At 67.9% G+C, this 22,423-nt stretch carries 15 protein-coding genes; 10 read left to right on the plus strand and 5 right to left on the minus strand.

The genetic code is table 11. The features are described 5' to 3' along the window. Window positions 1-187: 187 nt before the first annotated feature. On the plus strand, window positions 188-1,357 hold the full coding sequence (locus G6N33_RS09510) for a sulfotransferase family protein (RefSeq protein ID WP_044509558.1): 1,170 nt from the start codon (window positions 188-190) through the stop codon (window positions 1,355-1,357). On the opposite strand, the gene G6N33_RS09515 is transcribed toward G6N33_RS09510, so the two are convergent. Beyond that, a complete protein-coding gene (locus tag G6N33_RS09515; protein WP_044509557.1) occupies window positions 1,358-2,251 on the minus strand; it encodes a LysR family transcriptional regulator in 894 nt (297 codons plus the stop codon). A gap of 163 nt (window positions 2,252-2,414) precedes the next feature. Here G6N33_RS09515 and G6N33_RS09520 point away from each other — a divergent pair, with 163 nt between their 5' ends. From G6N33_RS09520 to G6N33_RS09545, 6 genes are all read left to right on the plus strand, one after another. Continuing rightward, window positions 2,415-3,884, plus strand: a complete 1,470-nt coding sequence (locus tag G6N33_RS09520) for an aldehyde dehydrogenase family protein (RefSeq protein ID WP_231382540.1) — start codon at window positions 2,415-2,417, stop codon at window positions 3,882-3,884. Between the two features lie 7 nt (window positions 3,885-3,891). Continuing rightward, the gene (locus G6N33_RS09525) at window positions 3,892-4,842 is read left to right on the plus strand and encodes an amidohydrolase family protein (protein WP_044509555.1); all 951 of its coding nucleotides are present in this window, start codon (window positions 3,892-3,894) and stop codon (window positions 4,840-4,842) included. 143 nt (window positions 4,843-4,985) lie between these two features. Then, a complete protein-coding gene (locus G6N33_RS09530; protein WP_044509554.1) occupies window positions 4,986-5,570 on the plus strand; it encodes a hypothetical protein in 585 nt (194 codons plus the stop codon). A gap of 23 nt (window positions 5,571-5,593) precedes the next feature. Beyond that, window positions 5,594-6,088 carry a hypothetical protein gene (locus G6N33_RS09535; protein ID WP_044509553.1) on the plus strand — a complete coding sequence of 165 codons (495 nt, stop codon included), beginning with the start codon at window positions 5,594-5,596 and terminating at the stop codon, window positions 6,086-6,088. A 97-nt stretch (window positions 6,089-6,185) separates the two neighbouring features. Further along, a complete protein-coding gene (locus tag G6N33_RS09540) occupies window positions 6,186-6,692 on the plus strand; it encodes a hypothetical protein (protein ID WP_044512765.1) in 507 nt (168 codons plus the stop codon). Window positions 6,693-6,759: 67 nt separating this feature from the next. Further along, complete coding sequence (locus tag G6N33_RS09545; RefSeq protein WP_044509552.1) at window positions 6,760-8,427, plus strand: Hsp70 family protein; 1,668 nt, start codon at window positions 6,760-6,762, stop codon at window positions 8,425-8,427. Here the strand turns inward: G6N33_RS09545 and iniC are convergent. From iniC to G6N33_RS09565, 4 genes are all read right to left on the minus strand, one after another. After that, a complete protein-coding gene (gene iniC, locus G6N33_RS09550; protein ID WP_044509551.1) occupies window positions 8,424-9,935 on the minus strand; it encodes an isoniazid-induced dynamin-like GTPase IniC in 1,512 nt (503 codons plus the stop codon). The two genes, G6N33_RS09545 and iniC, sit on opposite strands and share 4 nt — an antisense overlap. After that, window positions 9,932-11,773, minus strand: a complete 1,842-nt coding sequence (locus G6N33_RS09555) for a dynamin-like GTPase family protein (protein ID WP_101528429.1) — start codon at window positions 11,771-11,773, stop codon at window positions 9,932-9,934. Before G6N33_RS09555 ends, iniC begins: the two co-directional genes overlap by 4 nt. Before the next feature lie 92 nt (window positions 11,774-11,865). Continuing rightward, window positions 11,866-14,562 (minus strand): IniB N-terminal domain-containing protein, encoded by a 2,697-nt coding sequence (locus G6N33_RS27730; RefSeq protein ID WP_163771495.1) that lies wholly within the window; start codon window positions 14,560-14,562, stop codon window positions 11,866-11,868. A gap of 236 nt (window positions 14,563-14,798) precedes the next feature. Further along, the gene (locus tag G6N33_RS09565) at window positions 14,799-15,338 is read right to left on the minus strand and encodes an Rv0340 family IniB-related protein (RefSeq protein ID WP_044512764.1); all 540 of its coding nucleotides are present in this window, start codon (window positions 15,336-15,338) and stop codon (window positions 14,799-14,801) included. Window positions 15,339-15,575: 237 nt separating this feature from the next. On the opposite strand from G6N33_RS09565, the gene iniR reads away from it, so the two are divergent. The 3 genes from iniR to G6N33_RS09580 all read left to right on the plus strand — a co-directional run bounded on the left by iniR (window position 15,576) and on the right by G6N33_RS09580 (window position 22,397). Beyond that, window positions 15,576-17,993 (plus strand): isoniazid response ATPase/transcriptional regulator IniR, encoded by a 2,418-nt coding sequence (iniR, locus tag G6N33_RS09570; protein WP_101528439.1) that lies wholly within the window; start codon window positions 15,576-15,578, stop codon window positions 17,991-17,993. Window positions 17,994-18,128: 135 nt separating this feature from the next. Beyond that, complete coding sequence (locus G6N33_RS09575; RefSeq protein ID WP_044509546.1) at window positions 18,129-21,074, plus strand: heterodisulfide reductase-related iron-sulfur binding cluster; 2,946 nt, start codon at window positions 18,129-18,131, stop codon at window positions 21,072-21,074. A gap of 30 nt (window positions 21,075-21,104) precedes the next feature. Beyond that, complete coding sequence (locus G6N33_RS09580) at window positions 21,105-22,397, plus strand: pyridoxal phosphate-dependent aminotransferase (RefSeq protein WP_044509545.1); 1,293 nt, start codon at window positions 21,105-21,107, stop codon at window positions 22,395-22,397. Window positions 22,398-22,423: the final 26 nt, after the last annotated feature.

Raw genomic sequence — 22,423 nt, forward strand, 5'->3', positions numbered from 1 at the left:
TTTTTCTGCGGGCCGCTACCTGGGCCAACGGCGACAACCGCAAATGCGCCGTGTCGGGGCAATGACATTTTCGTGAATTGGCGCCCCGGGGATGAACCTCCCCGGTCGGTCACCGTCTTGCACATGTGCCCACGAAGTTTCTCAGTAGAAGGGGCAGTGCTGTGACCACTTGCCGACGCTTTCGACCATGAAACCGGTCTCCTCGACATCGCGACTCACGTGGTGGCATGAGTGGGCCGCGCCGCTGTGGCTCGGTTGCAACATCACCGCGTGGACGCGTCTGCTGATCCGCAACCGCTTCGCCGTGCATTGGAGCCGCTGGCACTACGTGCTGCTCTACACCATTCTCAGTGTCGTCAACTCCGTGCTGAGCCTGCTGCAGCACCTCGTGTTCGATCGGCGGGTCGCCACTACCACGGTCGCCGAGGCACCGATCTTCATCGTCGGACATTGGCGCACCGGAACCACCATGCTCCACGAGATGCTGATCCTCGATGACCGCCATACCGGTCCCACGACCTACGAATGCATCGTGCCGCATCACTTTCTGCTGACCGAGCGGTTCGCCCGGTTCGCCGAGTTCCTGACGTCGAAGCATCGAGCCATGGACAACATGAACCTGAGCCTGGCGCATCCGCAGGAAGACGAATTCGCCTGGTGCATGCTCGGCCTGCCGTCGCCGTACCTGACCATCGCGTTTCCGAACCGGCCCACCCAGGACTCGCACTATCTGGACATGGACCAGCTCAGCGAGCGGGAGCTGGAGAAGTGGAAGCGGACGCTGCTGCGGTTCGTTCAGCAGGTGTACTTCCGGCGGCGCAAAGCCGTGGTTCTCAAGAGTCCGACGCACAGTTTCCGGATCAAGGTGCTGGTAGACATTTTCCCGCAAGCGAAGTTCATCCACATCGTCCGGGATCCGTATGTCGTGTTCCCGTCGAGCGTCAACCTCTTCAAGGCGTTCTCCCGCGTGCACGGGCTGCAGCGACCGACGTTCGACGGACTGGACGAGAAGGTGCTGTCCACCTACGTCGAGCTTTACCGCAAACTCGACGAGGGCCGCAAAATCGTCGACCCGTCAAGGTTTTACGAAATTCGTTACGAGGATCTGGTCGCTGACCCCGAGGGCCAGCTGTGCGGGCTGTACGAGCACCTGAAACTGGGCGACTTCGAGTCGTACCTGCCACGGCTGCGCAGCTACCTCGCCGACAAGGCGACCTACCGGACCAACAGCTACCGGATGACGGCCGAACAGCGCGCCGTCGTCACCGAGCGCTGGGGCGAGTTCATCGAACGCTACGGCTACGGAGCTGCCGCGCACGCGCCGATCGGACCCGGGGAGACAGCGCTGGCAGGGTAGTCAGCGGGACGCGACTTCTTCGATCAAGTCGAGCACGACGCGGGTTGCCGCACTGATCGACCGGGCTGCCGAGGTGGTGACGAACAGCCGCCATTCCAGGTCGTAGTCGCTGACGCGCAGCGTCGCCAACCCGAAATCGTCGATCTCGTCCAGGATGGTCCAGCTTAAAAAGCCGATGCCCAGCCCGTTGCGGATGTAGGTCGCGGCCGTACCCAGGTCGGCGACCTCCACCGTGACAGTGCGCTCGACGCCTGCGGCGGTGAACGCATTGTCGATCACGGTCCTGGTGCCGTATCCGGGCGGGCTGTCCACGAACGCCATTCCGGCCAGCTCCGCTAGCTCCACCGAATCTCGTTGTGCGAGCGGGTGATCGGCGGGTACGACCAGCAGCAGCGGAACCGCGGCGACCAGCCGGGCGTTCAGATCGGCCGGCGGCGGCCCGGTGAAGACCAGGAAGGCCACGTCGAGGTCCCCGTCGCGGAGTTGGCTGGCCAGGCCGGCCGATCCCGCGCTGGCCGCGCGCAGGTGCACGTTCACGCCGGGGTGGCGGGTGTGTAGCTCCGCGAGCACCGTGGGCATGTCGATCACGCTGATCGAGGTCAATATCCCCACCGTGACGGTGCCCCGAATCGAACCGCGGGTGGCGTTGACCGCGTCTTTGGCCGCGCGGGCGGCGTCCAGGGTCTCGCGGGCGCGGGGCCGCAACTCCGCGCCGGCCGCGGTCAGCTCTACCCCACTCGAACCGCGGACGAACAGTTCGGCGCCGAGCTCACGCTCGAGGGCCTTGATCGTCGCCGATACACCCGATTGAACGACGTGCAATTTCTTCGCAGCCTCGGTGAAGCTCCGGTTATCCGCGACCGCTAGGAAATATTCAAGATGGCGAAGCTCCACACAGCTATTATCACCGCCCGTGCTAACGGCCATCAGAACATGTCGTTGGCCCAGATACAGCAGGTGATCGTAGCGTCAGTCTCGTCGAGCGTGCTGCCCCGCCCGTCGACTTGACCCGACCCCCAACCTGCTGGACGTGCCAATGACTCTGCAAGCTCCCGCCTTGACCAGGACCAGGACACGTTGGTCCTCCCCCTCCACCGACGACCAGTTCGTCGTCGAGAACCCTGCGACCGGTCGGACCATCACCGTGGTGCAGGGAGCGGGACCCAACGAGGTGGACCAGGCGGTACGCAAAGCGCACGCGGCTCACTTGCGCTGGAAGCAGCGTCCGGCCCGGGAACGGGGCGGCTACCTGCGGGAAATGGCCAAGATCGTTCGCGCGCACGCGGACGAACTCGCCATGCTCGAGTCGCGGGAAATGGGCAAACCCATCGCTCAGGCCCGCCAGTTCGACCTGGAAGCGGCGATCTCGATCTTCGAGTACTTCGGCAGCATCGTCGAATCGATGCCGAACGGCGCGCGCGACCACGGCACGGTGTTGGACGTGACCACGCTCGAACCGTACGGGGTGATCGCCGCCATCGTGCCGTTCAACTGGCCGCCGATCCACACCGCGGGCAAGATCGCTCCGGCGCTGGCCGTCGGTAACGCCGTCGTGCTGAAGCCGCCGGAGCAGACACCCTCGGTGGTGCTGCGCATGGTGGAGCTGATCCAGTCGGTGCTTCCCGACCGGGTGGTGCACGCGGTGCCCGGGAAGGGGGAAGTGGGGGCGGCCCTCGCCGCACACCGGCTGGTGGGCAAGGTTTCGTTCACGGGCTCACCCCGCACCGGCGCCGCGGTGATGCGCAACGCGGCGGCCAACCTCACTCCGACGCTGATGGAGCTGGGCGGAAAGAACCCGCTGATCGTCTTCGAAGACGCCAACATGCACGAGGCGCTGCTGGCCGCGATCGACGGTGGCTTCTTCAATCAGGGTGAAGCGTGCACGGCCTCATCGCGAATCCTGGTGCAGGACAAGATCTACGACCAGTTCGCCGCGAAGCTGTGCAAGGCGGTGACCAAGCTGCGGGTCGGTGACGGGGCCGACCCGACGACCGACGTCGGCCCGCTGGTGACCCGCGCACAGCAGAAGCAGGTCTTGGATTACCTCAAGCTCGGCGTCGCCGAAGGGGCACGCATCGCCGCGCAGGCGCCGCTGCCCGAGGACCCGCGGCTGGCGGACGGCTTCTACGTCGCACCGACCGTGCTCTCCGACGTGACTCCACGTATGCGGATCGCCCGCGAGGAGATCTTCGGGCCGGTGGTCACGCTGATCCCGTTCTCCGAAGAAGGCGAGGCGGTGCGAATCGCCAACAGCACGCCGTTCGGTCTGGTTGCGGCGGTGTTCACCCAGGACAGCGACCGCGCGCTGCGGGTGAGCCGGCAGATTCGCGCCGGCGCCGTGTTCGTCAACAACTACGTCCGGATTGCCATCGGCACCGGCTTCGGTGGCGTCGGGCACAGTGGGTTCGGCCGCGAGCACGCCGAAGAGACGCTGTCGGAATACGGCTACACCAAGACGATCCGGTGGGCCGCCAAGCGTGAAGAGCTGCCGTACTGGACCGCCGCCAGCCGGGTCTTGGAGGGCTAGGAACGTCGTGCGCACGATCGCACTTGAAGAGCATTTCGCCACCGCCGGGTTCCTGCGCGGGCCGGGCAGCTGGCTGGCATCCCGCGCGGGCGTGATCGACGCCATCGCCGAACTCGGTGACAGCCGCATCGCGGCGATGGACGAGGGGGAAGTCGATCTCGCGGTGCTGTCGCTGGCAGCACCCGGTGTCGAGCAGCTGGACGGCCCGAAAGCCGTTGAGCTGGCTCGAGAATGCAATGACGAACTCGCCGCCGCGGTCGCGCGCTACCCCGATCGGCTGGCGGGTTTCGCGACCGTGCCGGTCAGCGCACCGGACGCCGCGGCCGAGGAACTCGAGCGGGCGATGGGTACGCTCGGTTTCCTCGGCGCGGTCGTCAACGGGCACAGCCAGGGGCGCTACCTCGATGACCCCTTCTTCGAGCCGATCCTCGATCGCGCTGCGGCGCTGAAGGCCCCCATCTACCTGCACCCGACGATCCCGCCGGCGGGCGTCATCGAGTCCAGCTACGCCGGGTTCACCCCCGAGGTGACATTCGCGCTGGCGACCGTGGGATGGGGCTGGCACATCAACACCGGCACCCACGTCCTGCGGATGATTCTCGGCGGTGTGTTCGACAACTACCCCGACCTGCAGGTCATCATCGGGCACATGGGCGAGGGGTTGCCATTCATGCTGCCGCGGTTCGACAACACGCTCAGGCCGGAACTGACCGGCCTCAAGCACCCGGTCAGCACGTACCTGCGGAAAAATCTGACCTACACCTTCGCCAACTTCAACAACGAGGCGACCTACGCCAACCTGGTCTCGCAGGTGGGTATCGACCGGGTGGCGTTCTCCGCCGACTACCCGTTCGGGTCGATGAAAGCCGCCCGCGCTTTCCTGGACAGCCTCCCGCTCAGCGACGACGAGCGGGCACGCATCAGCCACCGCAACGCCGAGAGGCTGCTGGGCCTCTGAGTTGGCTCGGCCTGCGGAGATCGTGTCCGGATTCGGCGATTACAGTTCGTTATCATCGGCATCTCGAACGCGCGTCGCCACCGCGGCTGTGCCCACCTCATGCGTAATCTACGTCTGACATCTCAGATCTTCGGGAGCGACGCGTGCGGTTATCCCACACGGCCCGGCGGGGCCTAGCCGGCGGCTCGCTGCTACTCGCAGCCGTGCTGACCAGTCCCGCACTGACGTCGGGTTGTAGCGCCGTCATCGAGGGCAGGCCGGTTGCCGCACCGGGCACCGGACCGACCGAACCCGCATTCCCGACACCACGCCCGAGCGCCGCCCCCCCGTCGAATCCCTCCGGCGTCCCACCGACAGCGCCGCCGAGTCCGACCACACCGGCCGGGGCCATACCGCTGCCTGCTGACCAGAACGGTTACGTCTTCATCGAGACGAAGTCCGGCATGACCCGTTGCCAGATCAATAAGGACAGCGTCGGGTGCGAGGCACCGTTCACCAACTCACCGATGCAAGACGGCGAGCATGCCAACGGCGTCCACATCACCTCCGGCGGCGCTGTGCAGTGGATATTGGGCAACCTGGGGGCCATCCCCACCGTGACGATCGACTACAAGACCTACGACGCGCAGGGTTGGACCATTGATGCGTCCGAAGCAGGCACCAAGTTCACCAACAGCCGCACTGGGCACGGGATGTTTGTCAGCGTCGAGAAGGTCAACACGTTCTGACCCGGATCAGTACGATCGGTGCCGTGGCACGCCCACCAGACGACTTCAACAATGAGCCAACCAGGTACCGGGACATCGGTAGGGGCAACCAGCCGCCTCCCCTCGACCAGCCAGGGCCGCCGCCCGACCCGGACGAGCTCGGGCCGCAGCCGCCGGATCCCTTCGATGCCGAAACCGAACCCACCGCCTGGTACCGGCGGCCCGTGATGCTCCTCGGGTGGGGCCTGATGGTGCTGATCCTGATCGGGCTGATCATCTTCGGCATCATTGAGCTCGTCGCCGATCAGGGTGAAACGAGCACACCCAAAACCACCACTACGACGCCGCAGCCCACGACGTCCACCACGACTCCGCCGACCACGGCGACTCCGCCAACCACGGCGACTACGGCGACTACGGCGACCACAACGACCGCGGCGCCGACCACCAGCAGCGTCGTGCAGCAGCCCACCCAGCAACCCACACACCGGCATCACTGGCCGTCGTGGCTGCCCACCACCCTCCCCGCACTGCCCTAACGAGTTGGTTGCGATTAAGTCAAGCTTTGACGGCCGATCCGAAGCCGCCCGTGTGGGACCCAGCTCGGCCAACACCGCACCGCTACCCTCGGCGGCCATGGCAAGGCACGCGCCGACAGACCACTTCGTCGACGACGACCCCACCGTTTTCATTAACTACGACGAAGACGACCAGGGCGCGCCGCCAGAACCCGAAGATCCGATACCGGGCTGGCGCAAACCGATTGCGTTGATCGGCTGGGGCCTGCTCATCGCGGTGCTGATCGCGCTGATCGTCTGGGGCGTCATGCAGCTCGCCGCGGGCACCCCGCCGCAGGACTCGTTCATCAGGACACCCACCACCGTGACCAGCACCCGACCCCCGACGAGTGGCTCGACGCAGGACGCGCCGGCCCCGGCAACGTCGCAATCGACCGAGCCGACGCCGTCCTCGGATGCGCCCACGGCCTCCACCGAGGAGACGCTGCCCTCGACCACACCCCAGACCACCACCACGACCACGCCATCCGGCGAGACCTACCCGCTGCCGCAACTGCCGTCGGTGATCACGCTGCCGTCGCTGCCCGGCCTGCCGACCGAGATCACGTTGCCACCCGGCCTGTGAAACCGACTCCCACCTAGACTCGCGGGAACCCACAGTCATAACTAGGACGAACACAGGGGTATGCGAAATGAGCGAGTCGCTCGGGTTGTCGATCGGGGTGGCCAACCTTGTCGCCGCCCGCGCGGGCAGCGATCCGGTGACTCGCAGATCGGTGCTGACGCTGTTCGACCACCGGGCATCCGAGGTCGGCCTCCCCGACGAGAATCCGGCCTCCTCCGAAGCCGGCCTGGTGATGCGAGGCTTCGTCGAACGGGTCGGGGACCGAACGCCTCTGGTCGCCGCCGACGGGACGAAATACCTCGGTGACGCGCTGACCGTGGAGGCGCTCGAGGCAATGGCGCGCACCGTCGACTACGGCACACCGGTCACCATCGCGGTTCCCGCGTATTGGCCGCAGGACAAGTCGGCGGCGCTGCGCGAAGAGTTCTTTGCCCAGCCGGGGCTGGCCCCGAACGGGGTGCCACCGGCACTGATCTCCGATGCCACCGCCGCGCTGACGGCGCTGCGCGCCGACCCGAGTTTTCCGACCAGCGGCGTGATCGCGTTGTGCGATTTCGGTGCCAGCGGCACCACGGTGACGCTCAGCGACGCCGAGTCGGGCTTCGCCCAGATCGCCGCGCCGGTCCGGTACCGCGATTTCTCCGGCGACTCGATCGACCAGCTGATCTTGGACCATCTGCGCGATGGCACGCCGATCGACAGCAGCGGCGGACTGGCCAGTACGACGCGGATGGGATCGCTGGCCCGCCTGCTCGACCAATGCCGCCACGCCAAGGAAAACCTGTCGACGGCATCGGTGACCACGCTTTCCTCGGTCACCGGCGAAGACGTCGAATTGACCCGTACCCAGTTCGAGCAGCTGCTGTCCGGCCCCTTGGATGAGTTCAGCTCCGGTATTGAAGACATGTTGCGGCACAACAACATTGCGAAGCTGGGCGCCGTAGCCATGGTCGGCGGCGGCGCCGCCATCCCGTTGCTCGCCACCCGCTTGGCCGCGCGTCTCGGGGTGCCGATCCACACCACGCCCCGCCCGGGATGCAGCGCCGCGATCGGCGCGGCCGCCTTCGGGCAGCAGCACGCCGGGAGCGCGCCTACAAGTCCGCCGGTCGAGACCCCGACCCAGCTGGCCGGCGCCGCGCCTGCGGACGCGACTCAATTCCTGCCGGGCGCCCGGATCGAAGAGGAGCGCCCGCTGGCCTGGTCGGAGGACGACGCCGAGGACGAGCCCGTCCCCTACACCGGACCCGAGCACAGCGGCCAATACGTCCGCGACGCAATGGAATACGACGAGCCGTATGCCGCTGAGCGCGAACAGCTGCCGTGGTACAAGCGCACCGCGCTGGTCCTGAGCCTGGCCGGTGCGGGTGTCGCCGTGCTGGTAGCCGTGGTGCTCGCGTTGACGCTGGGCCCCGACGAGGTCGGCCCCGCCCCGACCACGCCGAGCCAGCCGACGCCAGCGCCGGAAACGGTGACCGTGACCGAGCCGCCGAGCAGTAGCCCCGCCCCGTCGACGGCCCCGGCGCCCCCGCCCCCACCACCGACAACCACCCAGCCTCCGGTCACCACCACGACCGAGGCGCCCGTCACCACCACAACCACCGCGGAACCCACGACGACGAACCCGCCGACCACCACCACGACGGTGGCACCGACCACGACGGCCGCGCCGACCACCACCGTCACGCCGCCACTGCCGACCGAGCGGGAGCGACGCTGGCCATGGCGGCGCTTCTAAGGCTGGATGTTGTATCCCTGCGCCGCGAAGTCGGCGACCATGGCTTCGGCGCTGCGCACCGCGGCCCGACACGCCCTGGTGGTGAACGGGTCGTTGAGCGGGTGCTCGGCGCGGCGTCGCCAGCGTTGCGCCGCAGCGAAAGCGGCCCGCGGCCCTTCGTGGGCGTCGGTGTCGTCACTCAGGCCCAGCCGACTGGCCGCACGGGTGCCAAATCCGCCAATGATGCGGCGCAGTGACGCGATCTCATCTTCGTTCAACGTCGTTGGGCGAGAAGATAATTGGCCGAGAAGGCGGAGCTCTTCGAAGGCGTGGGTGTCGGCCAGCAGCGGATCGATATCGGCGATGATGTACGGCGTCGCGACAATCGGGAACACCTCGACGAACCGGCGCAGCGACAGTAGCGCGGTATGCGCCTTGAGCAGGTCGGATCGTTGCGCGAACTGCTGATCGATGACCTCACGCAGGGCGACAAGCCCACTGCGCTCCAGCAATTCGTCGGCCAGGCCGGCAGCGTCGCCGACTCCGCTGGCCAGCACCGCAAGTGAGATCCGCAGCCCGAACATGCCGAACCGGTCCAGCAACTGGGCGCGTGTTGCCGCATCGACGGGCAGTGGGCTGTCGGCCCGGACAAAGCGGTCGACGCTGAGCATGGCCTTGCTGAGCTCGGCCTTGTCGGCGCCGGCCAGCTTCTGCAGCGCAATGAACTCGCTTTGCCGCAGCGTGCGCGCGGTCAACGCCAGTAACCCTGACACCGGCACCACCGCCTGGCAGATGCCGGTCTGGTTCATCTCGCGGGTGAATCGCTTGGCCACGTCGGCCGCCGACAGCATCGCATCGATGCGCCCCGCGCCGATCTCGTCGGCCCGGGACGCCACCCCCACAATGCCCAAGGCTCCCGCAGATCCGCCGACGAGGTGCCCAATCTGCTTGAGCAGAGCGACATCTGCCGCGTTGAGGGTGCGCAACAGGAACACCACCGCGTCGACCCGCGGCACGCCGTCGGGCGGTACCAGCAGTCTCAGCGTGCGCTGCGAGGCCTCCCGGGTCAGCGACGACGTTCCCGGGGTGTCCACGATGGTGGTGTCGATGAGTTCTTCGGCGGGCCATTCCACGTCCAGGTCGGCCACGTCGGCGGGGTTGAGCATCCTGAAGTCGAACGTCAGCCCGCCGTGCGGCCCGCCGCCGCGACCGATTGGAACGTTGGAACGTCTTCCGCCCCAATGGTTCGCGGTGACCTTCGGCGTCGGCCCGCGTCGGTACCACGTGACGATCCGGGTCGCTTCGGTGGCGTCGGTCGGTGCGACCTCTTGTCCGACCAGAGCGTTGAGCAGAGTCGACTTTCCGGCCTTGAGCGTGCCGGCCAACGCGATGCGAATCGGTTCGTTCAGCCGGGCACCGATGCGATCCAGTTCGTAGAAAACATCGGGCCGATGCCGGAACGCGGGCTCGCCACGGTAGGCCTGGATGGTCCCGCCCAGAATTGCACGGACTCGATCGCTAGTGCTCACACCCGTCCTACGGTGACCTGCGGCGTCAGTTTGTCCACATTGTCGGTGACCTGCTTCAAGATATCCAACTGCCGTTCGAGTTCACGAACCCTGTTTTCGCGTTCGGCTTCTTCCACGTGCGCAGTGGCGATGGTGGATTGCAACGACTCGTTGAGCGAGCGGGAGATCTCGTTGGCGATGCCGCGGTAGTGGTCGCGCAGCGTGCGGTGGACGTCCCTGAGCCGATCGCGCGATTCCTTGCCCACCACGAACGAGACGTCGTCGACGAACCGTCGCACGTTCGTCTTGGCCTCGGCGCGCGCCCGCAGCAGCCGGTTCTCCTTGTCCTCCTTGTACGCCATCCGGCCCAGAATCAGGCCGGCGCCGACGGACAACGGATTGAACAGGCCCAGCCCGGCTATCGAGGACAACATGCCGATCATCACCACACCGCCATACGAACCCCGCAGCCCGCTGACCAATTTCTGGCCCTTGCCGGCCGGTTTGGAGTCCAGGTCGGGCAGCGACTTGAGCCGGCCGAAGTCCTCACCCATGGCGCGCGCGCTCAGCTCGGGTGTCATCACGGCGTCCAATTGCGCGGCGGCGAACGACCGGGCGACGTCGTCAGCCAGCTGTTCGGCCCGTTGGTAGGCCCACACGAAGTTGTCGCCGACCGCGGTGGCGACGGCTTCTTCCACGTCGGCACCGATCTCTGCCCAATGTTGCGTCGGGTCGCAGGCATCAATTTGGCGCTCAATGTCTTCGGTGAGCGTGCGGAAACGGGCCCGCAAGTCGTGGTCGACATCGTTGCTCAGATCGGTGAATCCGTCGTTGAGTACTTGTTGCCACAGCGCGGTCTGTTCCAGCGCGTCGAGCGCGTCGCGTTTGCGACGCTCCAAATCCGCGGCGAGCCGGTCCCGCTGGCCGGGGTCGTTGACGACGGCGAATTCCGAGCCCACACTTACGGTCAAATGCCGTGCAGCCGAACGGATTTCACGGATGACTTCGTCGCGCACCCGGTCCGTCTCACGGGAGAGCACCTTCTCGCTGAGAAATTTGACGATCGCCGGGAAGTTGGATTCCTCGTTGAGCTCGGCGTCGTTACCCGTGACCGCGTGGCTGCGCAGCAACGACGAGACCGGCAGGACCGGTATCGGCACGCCGGCGCGTTGCAGGTGTGCGGTGTTGGCGGCGACGATGTCGCGCCACTGCGGGTAGAGGTCGATTTTGGTGGCGGCCAGGATCGCAACCGGACAGATGCGGTGCGCCTGCCGGAGAAACCACATCTCCGGTTCGGTCAGCTCTTGGCTGGTGTCGCTGACCATGATCAGCGCGTCCGCGGCGGGCAGCAGCCCCAGTGTCGCGGACAGGTGCGGTTGGCCGTGGCCGCCCACGCCCGGTGTGTCGATGAACGCCAGGCCACCTTGCAGCAGCGGGCTGGGCGCGGCGATTTCGAGGCGCAGCACTTCGCGACCGTTCGCGTGCGGCGCACGCCGCAGGTCGGTATTGATGTCGTCGATCGGGATGTCCACCGCGGCGGGTTCGCCGTGCGGTCCCGCGGCGACGATCAGCCGGGCCGACGGCGGGTCGCCGTGGCTGACAACTGTGATGACGACAGTGGCCTCGTCGTCGCCCACGCGCGCCACCGGCAGGTTGAGCAGTGAATTGAGCAACTGACTCTTGCCCTGTTTGAGCTGCCCGGCGATCACCACCCGGATCTGCGGGTCGGTGATGCGATCGCGGGCGCGGGTCAGTCGCTCCGCGAGGTCATGGCGATCGTTGAGTTCGGCGATCGCGATGGTGTGGTCGATCAACTCGACGATCACCCCGACCCGCCGCGGGTCATTCGGTTGAGTCACCGCGCTTCCCCACTTTCTCGCAGCTGCGCTAACCGTATGCGCGCGAAACGGCGGGGATCAAAAGGTCCCCGCCGTCTGGCCGTGTCGACCCGTTAGCCGTGCGGGCCGCCGATGTGCGTCGGTGCCGGATGCGGCGCGGGCTCGTGCATCGGTGCGGGCGCGTGGGGTGTGCCCTCGAACACCGACGGGCTGTGCGGCGCGGGCGCGTGCTGCACCGGAGCGTGTTCGATCGGGGCCGGCGAGTGCTGCACCGGAGCCGGCGAATGCTCGATCGGAGCAGGCGAATGCTGCACCGGAGCCTGCTGCGCGGGCTCGTGGATCACTGGTGTGCCCGCGCCGCCGTGGCCCCCTCCGGCGCCCGGGGTCGTCGTGTGCCCGCCGACCGAGCCGCCGGCGCCGCCGCCGCCCTGAATGACCGGCCCCGCTCCGGCCGGCCCCTGGCCGATGGGGCCTTGCCCGGTGGGTCCGTGTCCGGCGGGCCCGGCCGGGCCGTGACCCGGGATTCCGCCGGCGATCCCACCAGCTCCACCGGTGCTACCGCCACCCCCGAGCGCGGCGCCGTCCTGGCCGATGATGCCGCCGTGCGCTGCGCCGCCGGCCGCGATGCCCCCGTTGGGTGCGCCGCCCGGCAATCCGCCGCCTGCGCCCGCGGCACCGGTGGCATGACCGCCCAGTTCCGCACCGCCAACGCCGACGCCCGCGGCACCGGTAGCGTGACCGCCGAGTCCGGCGCCGCCGGCAACCGCTGGGGTCGCCGCGGGAGCGGCTGCGTGGCCGCCGAAGCCGCCCTCGCCGCTCAACGCGGCCGTCCCGCGTGAACCACCAATTCCCAGGCCAGCGCCGCCGGCCGCGGCAGCGCCACCTTGGCCGCCGACTCCGATGCCGCCGAGCGGGCCGGCCACATGAGGAGTGGCGGCGCCGTTCAGCGCAGCGCCTTCGCTAGCGATCAACCCCGCTTGACCGCTCGGGCCGGCACCCAGTGCGGCGTTACCTCCCACCCCGAGATTCGCCTGGCCACCGGCCTGGCCCGCACCGCCAAGAGCACCACCGAAACCGCCGCCCACCTGGCCACCGAGATTCGCCTGGCCACCGGCCTGACCCGCACCGCCAAGAGCACCACCGAAACCGCCGCCCACCTGGCCACCGAGATTCGCCTGGCCACCGGCCTGACCCGCACCGCCAAGAGCACCACCGAAACCGCCGCCCGCTTGACCGCCTGCGCCGAACCCGGCGCCCGCCTGGCCACCGAGACTCGCCTGGCCACCGAGGTTCCCGACGTTCTGCGCGGCTAACCCGGCGCCCGCCTGGCCACCGACATTCACCTGGCCACCGACCTGGCCCCCGCCACCGAAAGCACCACCGAAACCGCCGCCCGCTTGACCGCCTGCGCCGAACCCGGCGCCCGCCTGGCCACCGAGATTCACCTGGCCACCGAGGTTGCCGACGTTCTGCGCGGCTAACCCGGCGCCCGCCTGGCCACCGGCCTGGCCCGCACCGCCAAAGGCACCACCGAAACCGCCCCCGACCGCACTGCGGCCTCCGAAACCAGCACCCGCCTCACCGGCAAACCCGACACCGGCCTCCGCGCCCGCGTCGGCCCCGAATCCGCCGCCGGCTTGACCCGCGGCACCGAACCCGCCGCCGGCACGGCCGCCGAGGGCTGCACCCCCGCCGAAGCCGGCGTCGGTTTCGCCGCCGAGCCCGGCGCGGCCACCCACTGCAGCGCCCCCCTCAAATCCACCGCCAGCGTGCAAACCAACGCCCTCGCCAAGACCCGCCCGGCCACCGAGACCGCCGGCCCCGGACAGCCCGACGCCGCCACCAAAGCCGGCCTCGCCACCGACGCCGAAACCGGCACGACCGCCGGTCTCTACGCCCAAACCCAATCCGGCCCGGCCACCGAATCCCGTCTGCAGACCCAGGCCCGCGAGCCCACCGGCGCCGAAGCCGGCGCTGAAGCCAGTGTGGGCGCCGCCGCCGAACCCAAGCCCCAGGCCGGCATTGACATCAACACCCAACCCGATACCGCCGCCGAAGCCCCCACCGAAACCTCCACCGAAACCGGTCCCCGCACCGAATTCGCCTGCGGCAGGGCGAAACCCGTCCCAACCGGGCCGGAAGCCATCCCAACCAGGCCGGAAGCCATCCCAACCGGGGCGCGGATGTCCCCACCCGTGCTCGTGGAATCCCCAACCGGGCCGGAACTCGCCCCAGCCCGGACGGAAGCCTCCCCAGCCGGGCCCGAATCCGGGGCCGCACTCGCCGGTGCCCGGGCCGAACCCGCCCCATCCGGGCTGCCAGCCAAACCCGCCATATGTCCCGCCGTACAGTCCGGCGTCGACCGCACCGAGCAAGCCCGCACCGAAATTGCCCGCGATCGCGCTCCCGAGGCCTAGAGCGATGCCGGCGCCGTCGACAACCGGCGCGACCGCATCACCGACCAGGACGCCTGCGTCCTGAGCCACGGCGCCGACCAGACCCGGTCCGTAGCCGTAGCCGGGGTCGTAGCCGCCGTAACCGTCATAACCCCCATAGCCGTCATAGCCGTCATAGCCGTAGCCCGGGTCGTAGCCGTACTGGTCGGCCAGCACCTGTTGCAAACCGACGACAGGGTCGCCCACCCCAAGCGGCACGCCTGGGACGGCGCTGGCCAGCGCGGATGAGAACTCCGCCGGAGCCACATTGATCAGGCCGGCATTGGTCATCGCCTGTCCCGGACCGGCGACGAAAGCGCGCGCCGCGTCCGGGTCGCGGAACAGATCCAGGATGTATTGGATCAGTCGGTCCATGATCGATTCCCCTTCGAAATTCCCTTCGCCGGATATCCGGCGTCCTGTCCTACACGGTATGGACGCCGCCCAATCTTCCGAATCGGGGACTGAACCCGTAATGCGCCAGGACCACATCGGGATCTGTAGGGTGGGGCCATTAGGGGATTAGGGGGTGCGTAGGGACACACGGCTGACCCCCTAGTTAGCCGTGTTTCAGCACGTCAGAGGGATAACCGGGGATTGTCCGGGTGGGCCTAACCGTGCAGACCGAAGTCGTGATGCTGAGGGTCGCCGGGATGCTGATGGTTGACCGGGTGGTCCCACAGACTCAGTTCGTCGGGCGGTAAGCCGCCATGGTCGACCGGGATATCCGCCTCGGCAACACCAGTGAACTGCGGCGAAAGCTCATGGGGGTCGGCCCCGAGCGGACGCGGGTCCGGCGCCGGCGTGACGGACGCCGGGGCGGCTGGTTGGTGGATCACTCGGGCGTCCCAGCTGTGTGAGTCGACCGCCGCGGCCGGGGCATGCGGCGTGAACGCATCCAGAGCGGCGGCAGCCGCACCGCTTGCCCAGACGTTGCCGTGTTCGGCGGCCGGCTGTCCCGCGGCAGGGCCACCAGCAGCGGTCATCGACAACGAGTCGGTGACCACAGGGATCAAGTTGTTGACATCGGCGCTGGTGACATCGGTGAGATGGGCGTCGGCAATAGCTTGCGCGGGGTTGGCCGCATAGCGCGCCGCGGCGTCGGGGTCACGCACGAGCGAGATGACGAAATCGAGCAATGAGTTTGCCACCGCGCACACCTCCTGATCCCCGCACCGCCGCCTGCTGGGAAAGCCCGGTCACCGATCACGATGCTATCGGTTCGGCAAGGCGATGTGATCGGTGCGCAACCCACCCGCGATCGGAGCCGATTAGGGGGTGGGTACTTAGGGGATCGGTGGACGTACGGGGATGGCTACCCGGGGATGGGGACCAATGCGGTTATGGTGGGAAAACCCGAGCGGTGCCGAATGCAGGGGGTGCGCGAGATGAGTGCGGCTGCCCGTTCCGGGGATGTGACGGCAATTGCCGACGAAGTGTGCGATGCCTTGGCCACCGCGGCCGCCGTCCCGGCGAAGGTTCTGATCAGCGGCGGCATCGGCACCGGCAAAAGCACCGCGCTGGCGGCTGCCCGCGACGCGCTGCGCGGCGCCGGGCTGACCGTGATCGCGCGTCCTCCGCAACCCGGCGATCCGCCGGACGCGGCGGTGGTGATCGACGACGCCCATCTGCTCACCGAGGCCGAACTGCTCGCCCTGACCCCACGCGTCACCGACCCGCGCTGCACCGTGGTGCTGGCCGCCGAGCCCCAGGCGCAGCTGCGCGACTTGACCGTGGCGATGGAACGGGACCGACCGCGCCTGTCATTGACACCGCTCACTGTGACCGAGGACCTGATGCGCTGCACCGCGGGACTTCCCTTCCTAGTGCACGCGACCGTGCAAAGCACCCGACCTGCGGCCGAGGCGGCCACTTTCGCGCTGATCGCGCGGTTGAACCGGCTCGACGAACCATACCTGGACACGCTACTGATCATGTCGCTGAGCCAAGACCTCGGCTCCGCGGATATCGCTGCGGCACTTCGATATTCGCCCTCCGATGCGCGCCGATTGGTGGATCGCGTCCGCGCCGGCGGACTCGTCGAACCGTCGCACAGCCCGGAGTTTCTGCAACAGGTACACGGCGCCGTGGCGCAGATCGTCGGCAATGCCCATCACCGCGACGTCGAAAGCGCGCTGCTGCATTCACAACTCGACCTGTCCACGATGTCGCCACAGCTCGCGCTGCGACTGGCCGAACACGGGCTGCAAGATGATCGGCTGGCGGCCCTCCTCGCTCGGCAGGCAGCAGATGCACGACATGAATCATCAAGAGCGGCGAGGTTATACCGGGCGGCACTGGATGCCGGAGGCGCGGGACTGGCCGCGCCCGTGGCCGACGCGCTGGCCCGCAGCGGAGCGTGCGCGGCCGCCGCCGCATTGGCCGACGGTCTGTTCGGCTCGCCCGATGCCGCCGAACGCGCCGCAGCGGTGCGGATCGCGGCCAGCGTCGCGACCCACGAGGGTAACGCCGGGCAGGCGGCAGAACTGTTCGGCTGGCTGGGCCCGCAACCGGACGCCGTCGTCGGTGCGGCTGCCGCGATGGTGTTCGCCGCTACCGGTGATCTAGCCGCCGCGCGTGATGCTCTGCGGCCCAACGATTCCGGGCTGCCGACCATGGCCGCCCGGACCGCACGCAGTCTCGCCGAGGGATTGTTGCTGACCATGGATCGGCCCTACCCGGTAGCGATCGCGAAACTCGGCCAGGCCATCGCGACCGCACAATCCGCCATTGACTTCATGCCTGACAGCCCCGCCGGGCTGGTCACCCTGGCCGCGATACACGGTGGCGATCCGGTCCGCGCCCGCAGCGTGATCGGTCGGGCCGTGCGCGCCGACGGCGACGCGGTGTTCCGGTCTCGGCACATGCTGCTGGCAGGCTGGATCAAAATGCAGGACGGGCAGTTGGTCTCGGCTGCCGCGGACGTCACCGCGGCCGGTTCCGTCGAGCTGTACCGGCGCGACGCACTCTGGGCGGCGGCGCTGCAAACGGCGATCGCTCGTCGCAGCGGGGATACCGGTGCGCTGCACAAGCATTGGTACGCGGGCATCGAAGTGCTCGCCGAGTACTCCATCGATTTGTTCGCCCTGTTGCCGTTGGGCGAGTTGTGGGTGGCAGCCGCCCGCCTGCGTCAGGTCGAACGGCTGCGCCATGCTCTGGAGCAGGCGTTCACTCTGCTGGATTCGCTCGGCAATCCGGCGCTGTGGTCAACGCCGCTGCATTGGGCGGGCGTGCACGCCGGCATCCTCGCCAACGCGCCGGAGCTGGTCGCGCCGCATGGTCAGGCCCTCGGCGCGGCCACTGGAGTCAGCCCACTGGCCCACGCCCTGTCGGGCGCTGGTCGTACCTGGCTGCGGGTCCTGGCCAATCAGGTCGACGTCGACGAGGTCAGGGCGGCGGCCCGGGCGCTCGCGCAGGTCGGCCTGACCTCCGACGCGACCCGGCTGGCCGGGCAGGCGGCGCTGCAGACACCCGACGGCAAGGTATCCGGTGCGATGCTGCAGCTCGGCCGCGACCTCAAGGGCGGTGCCGCACCGGAGGACGCCCCCGCTGCGGCACCGGGCGACGAATCGCGCGGCGCCACTTCGCCGGCGCAGCCGCCGTCGGGTTCCCAGCTGTCGCGGCGCGAACGTGAGGTTGCCGAACTCCTGCTGCTGGGTATGCCGTACCGCGACATCGGCGCGCAACTGTTCATCTCGGCGAAGACGGTCGAGCATCACGTGGCGCGGATCCGTCGCCGGTTGGGTGCCGGGTCACGCTCGGAGATGCTCTCTATGATTCGTGCGTTGCTGGCTCCGAACGACTAAGCCGCTGGTCAACGACCTGCATCGACGGGAGTTAGGGCAACCTTTCTCGCGACGGTAGCAGCGCAGATGTCACTATGAGCTAGCGAAGATCGAACGAATTTTCGCTTGGTGACGAGGCGTGGGGAGAGACCTTCTGTGACCACACAGACGCTCATCAGACTGGTGCTAGGCCTGGGCTTGACCGCGGTTGTGGTGTCGTTGGCACTCAAACGCGTCTGGTGGCTGTATCGGCTGGTCATGGCCGGCCAGCCCGCGAGCGGCCGTACTGACAACGTCGGTTCGCGCATCTGGGCGCAGGTCTCCGAGGTGTTCGGTCAGCGCAAGCTGCTCAAATGGTCGATCCCCGGCCTAGCCCACTTCTTCACCATGTGGGGATTCTTCATCCTCATCACGGTCTACATCGAGGCGTACGGCACGCTGTTCCAGCCCAACTTCCACATCCCGATCGTCGGCCGCTGGAACGCGCTGGGTTTCTTGCAGGACTTCATCGCTTTGGCGGTGCTGGCGGGCATCACCACGTTCACCATCATCCGGTTGCGCAGTGAGCCAAAGGAGTACGGTCGTTCGTCGCGCTTCTACGGCTCCCACACCGGCGGCGCTTGGCTGATCCTGTTCATGATCTTCCTGGTCATCTTCAGCTACGCGATTTTCCGCGGCGCCGCGGTCAACACCGGCAACTTCCCGTACGGCCACGGGGCGTTCTTCTCCCACGCGATGGGCGCGCTGATGCATCCGCTGGGGCCGACGGTCAACGAGTGGGTGGAGACCTTCGCGCTGCTCGCCCACATCGCGGTGGCGCTGATCTTCCTGCTGATCGTGCTGCACTCCAAGCACCTGCACATCTTCCTGGCGCCGATCAACGTCACCTTCAAGCGTCTGCCCGACGGCCTCGGCCCGCTGCTTCCGATGGAGTCCGGCGGCAAGCCGATCAACTTCGAGGATCCCGGCGAGGACGACGTGTTCGGGCGCGGCAAGATCGAGGACTTCACCTGGAAGGCCAACCTCGACTTCGCCACCTGTACCGAGTGCGGACGCTGCCAGTCGCAGTGCCCGGCCTGGAACACCGGCAAGCCCCTGTCGCCCAAGCTCGTCATCATGGACCTGCGCGACCACTGGATGGCCAAGGCGCCCTACATTCTTGGGGAAAAGGAGACGCCTCTCGAGTCCACGCCGGAGGGCGGACTCGGCGAAGAACTGCGCGGTGAGAAGCACGCCGAAGAACACCACGTCCCCGAATCCGGCTTCGGCCGCGTGCTGGGCTCCGGCCCGGAGCAGGCCACCCGACCGCTGGTCGGCACCGCCGAGCAGCGCGGCGTGATCGACCCCGACGTGCTGTGGTCGTGCGTGACGTGCGGCGCCTGCGTCGAGCAGTGCCCGGTCGACATCGAGCATGTCGATCACATCGTCGACATGCGCCGCTACCAGGTGATGATGGAGTCGGAGTTCCCCTCGGAGCTCTCGGTGTTGTTCAAAAACCTTGAGACCAAAGGCAATCCGTGGGGCCAGAACGCCAGCGACCGGACCAACTGGATCGACGAGGTCGATTTCGACGTCCCGGTCTACGGCGAAGACGTCGACAGCTTCGACGGCTTCGAGTACCTGTTCTGGGTCGGCTGCGCCGGCGCCTATGACGACAAGGCCAAAAAGACCACCAAGGCCGTCGCCGAGCTGCTGGCCATCGCCGGGGTCAAGTATCTGGTGCTCGGCACCGGGGAGAGCTGCAACGGCGACTCGGCCCGCCGCTCCGGCAACGAGTTCCTGTTCCAGCAGCTGGCCCAGCAGGCCGTCGAGACCTTGGATGGCGTGTTTGAGGGCGTCGAGACCGTCGACCGCAAGATCGTGGTCACCTGCCCGCACTGCTTCAACACCCTCGGCAAGGAGTACCGCCAACTGGGCGCCAACTACACCGTGTTGCACCACACCCAGCTGCTCAACCGGTTGGTGCGGGACCAGAAGCTGGTGCCGGTCACGCCCGTCTCCCAGGACATCACCTACCACGACCCGTGCTACCTGGGCCGGCACAACAAGGTGTACGAGGCGCCGCGCGAGCTGATCGGCTTCGCGGGGGCCAACCTCACCGAGATGCCACGGCACGCCGAGCGCAGCTTCTGCTGCGGGGCCGGCGGTGCACGCATGTGGATGGAAGAACACATCGGCAAGCGCATCAACCACGAACGCGTCGACGAGGCGCTGGCCACCAACGCCGCGACAATCGCGACCGGCTGCCCGTTCTGCCGAGTGATGGTCACCGACGGGGTCAACGACCGGCAGGAAGAGGCCGGCCGCAGCGGGGTGGAAGTGCTCGACGTCGCCCAGATCTTGCTGGGATCGCTCGAGTACGACAAGGCGACGCTGCCGGAAAAGGGTGCCGCCGCAAAGGTGGCGCAGCAACGGGCCGCGAAAGCCGAACCGACGCCGCCGAAGGCCACTGCCCCCACGGAAGCTGTCACGGAAGCGCCGGCGGAAGCGCCCGCCGAGGCCCCAGCTGAGACCGTCGAGCCGGCGGCCGCGGAGCCGGAGAAACCCGCCGCCAAGGTGGCCCCGGCCCCCGCGAAGGGGCTGGGCATCGCCGGCGGCGCCAAGAAGCCGGGCGCCAAGAAAGCGCCCGCCGCCTCGGCAACGACGACCTCGACAACAGCCACCTCGGAAGCTGCCGCGGAGGCCAAGGCTGCGCCGGCCAAGGGCCTGGGGCTGGCCGCCGGCGCCAAGCGGCCCGGCGCCAAGAAAGCCGCGGCGGCTCCGGCTGCCGCGGCACCGGCCACCGAGGCCAAGGCGGAGAGCGCCCCAGCCGCCGCACCCAAGGCTGCCGAGGCTGATGAAGCGCCCAAGGCGCAGGCCGCACCCGTCAAGGGGTTGGGCATCGCCGCCGGTGCCAGGCGCCCTGGCGCGAAGAAGGCGAGCGCCGCTGACGCGAAGGCCAGCACCGAAACCGAGCCCAAGACCGAGGCGCCCGCACCCGCCGAGCAGCCGGCGGAGGCCAAGCCGAAACCGGCCACCGAAGCCGCCGACGACGCCGCACCGGCAGCACCCGTCAAGGGGCTCGGCATTGCCCGCGGCGCTCGTCCACCGGGTAAGCGCTGATCACGGATTGGCCTCTATCAGCAAAAATCAGTGGACGACGGTGGCACCATGGGTGACGTGACCATTCACCAGGTGCCCGTACACAGTGCGTCGGGCCACCACCGGCAGCGCACCTTCGCGCAGTCGTCCAAACTGCAGGACGTCCTGTATGAAATCCGCGGCCCGGTGCATCAGCACGCGGCGCGGCTGGAGGCTGAGGGCCACCGCATCCTCAAGCTCAACATCGGTAACCCTGCCCCGTTCGGTTTCGAGGCGCCGGACGTGATCATGCGGGACATGATTCAAGCGCTGCCCTACGCCCAGGGCTACTCGGATTCGAAGGGCATCCTGCCGGCCCGCCGCGCAGTGGTCACACGCTACGAATTGGTCGACGACTTCCCGCGCTTCGACGTCGACGACGTCTTCCTGGGTAACGGAGTATCCGAGCTGATCACGATGACCCTGCAGGCCCTGCTGGACAACGGTGATCAGGTGCTGATTCCCTCCCCGGACTACCCGCTGTGGACGGCCTCGACTTCGCTGGCCGGCGGCACGCCGGTGCACTACCTGTGTGACGAAACGCAGGGCTGGCAGCCCGATATCGCCGACCTGGAATCGAAGATCACCGAGCGCACCAAGGCGTTGGTGGTCATCAACCCGAACAACCCCACCGGCGCCGTCTACAGCCGGGAAGTCCTCACCCAGCTGGTCGAGCTGGCGCGCAAGCACCAGCTGCTGCTGCTCGCCGACGAAATCTACGACAAGATCCTCTACGGCGATGCCAAGCACATCAGCCTGGCCACCCTTGCCCACGATGTCTTGTGCCTGACCTTCAACGGTCTATCGAAGGCCTACCGGGTCGCCGGCTACCGCGCCGGCTGGTTGGCCATCACCGGTCCTAAAGACCACGCCAGCAGCTTCATTGAGGGAATCAGCCTGCTGGCCAACATGCGGCTGTGTCCCAACGTTCCCGCCCAGCACGCCATTCAGGTCGCGCTCGGCGGCTACCAGAGCATCGAGGACTTGGTGCTACCCGGCGGGCGACTGCTCGAGCAACGCGACGTCGCGTGGACAAAGCTCAACGAGATTCCCGGGGTGTCCTGCGTCAAACCCGACGGTGCGCTGTACGCGTTCCCGCGGTTGGATCCCGAGGTCTACGACATCGCCGACGACGAGCAGCTGGTGCTGGATCTGTTGCTGCAGGAGAAGATTCTGGTAACCCAGGGCACCGGCTTCAACTGGCCGGCGCCGGATCATCTGCGCATTGTGACGCTGCCTTGGGCGCGTGACCTGTCGGCGGCGATCGACCGGCTGGGCAACTTCCTGAGCAGCTACCGACAATAGCCAGGGTCCGGCCGCCTCTACGGTGG

This window comes from Mycobacterium simiae (genome assembly GCF_010727605.1).
Lineage (GTDB): Bacteria > Actinomycetota > Actinomycetes > Mycobacteriales > Mycobacteriaceae > Mycobacterium > Mycobacterium simiae.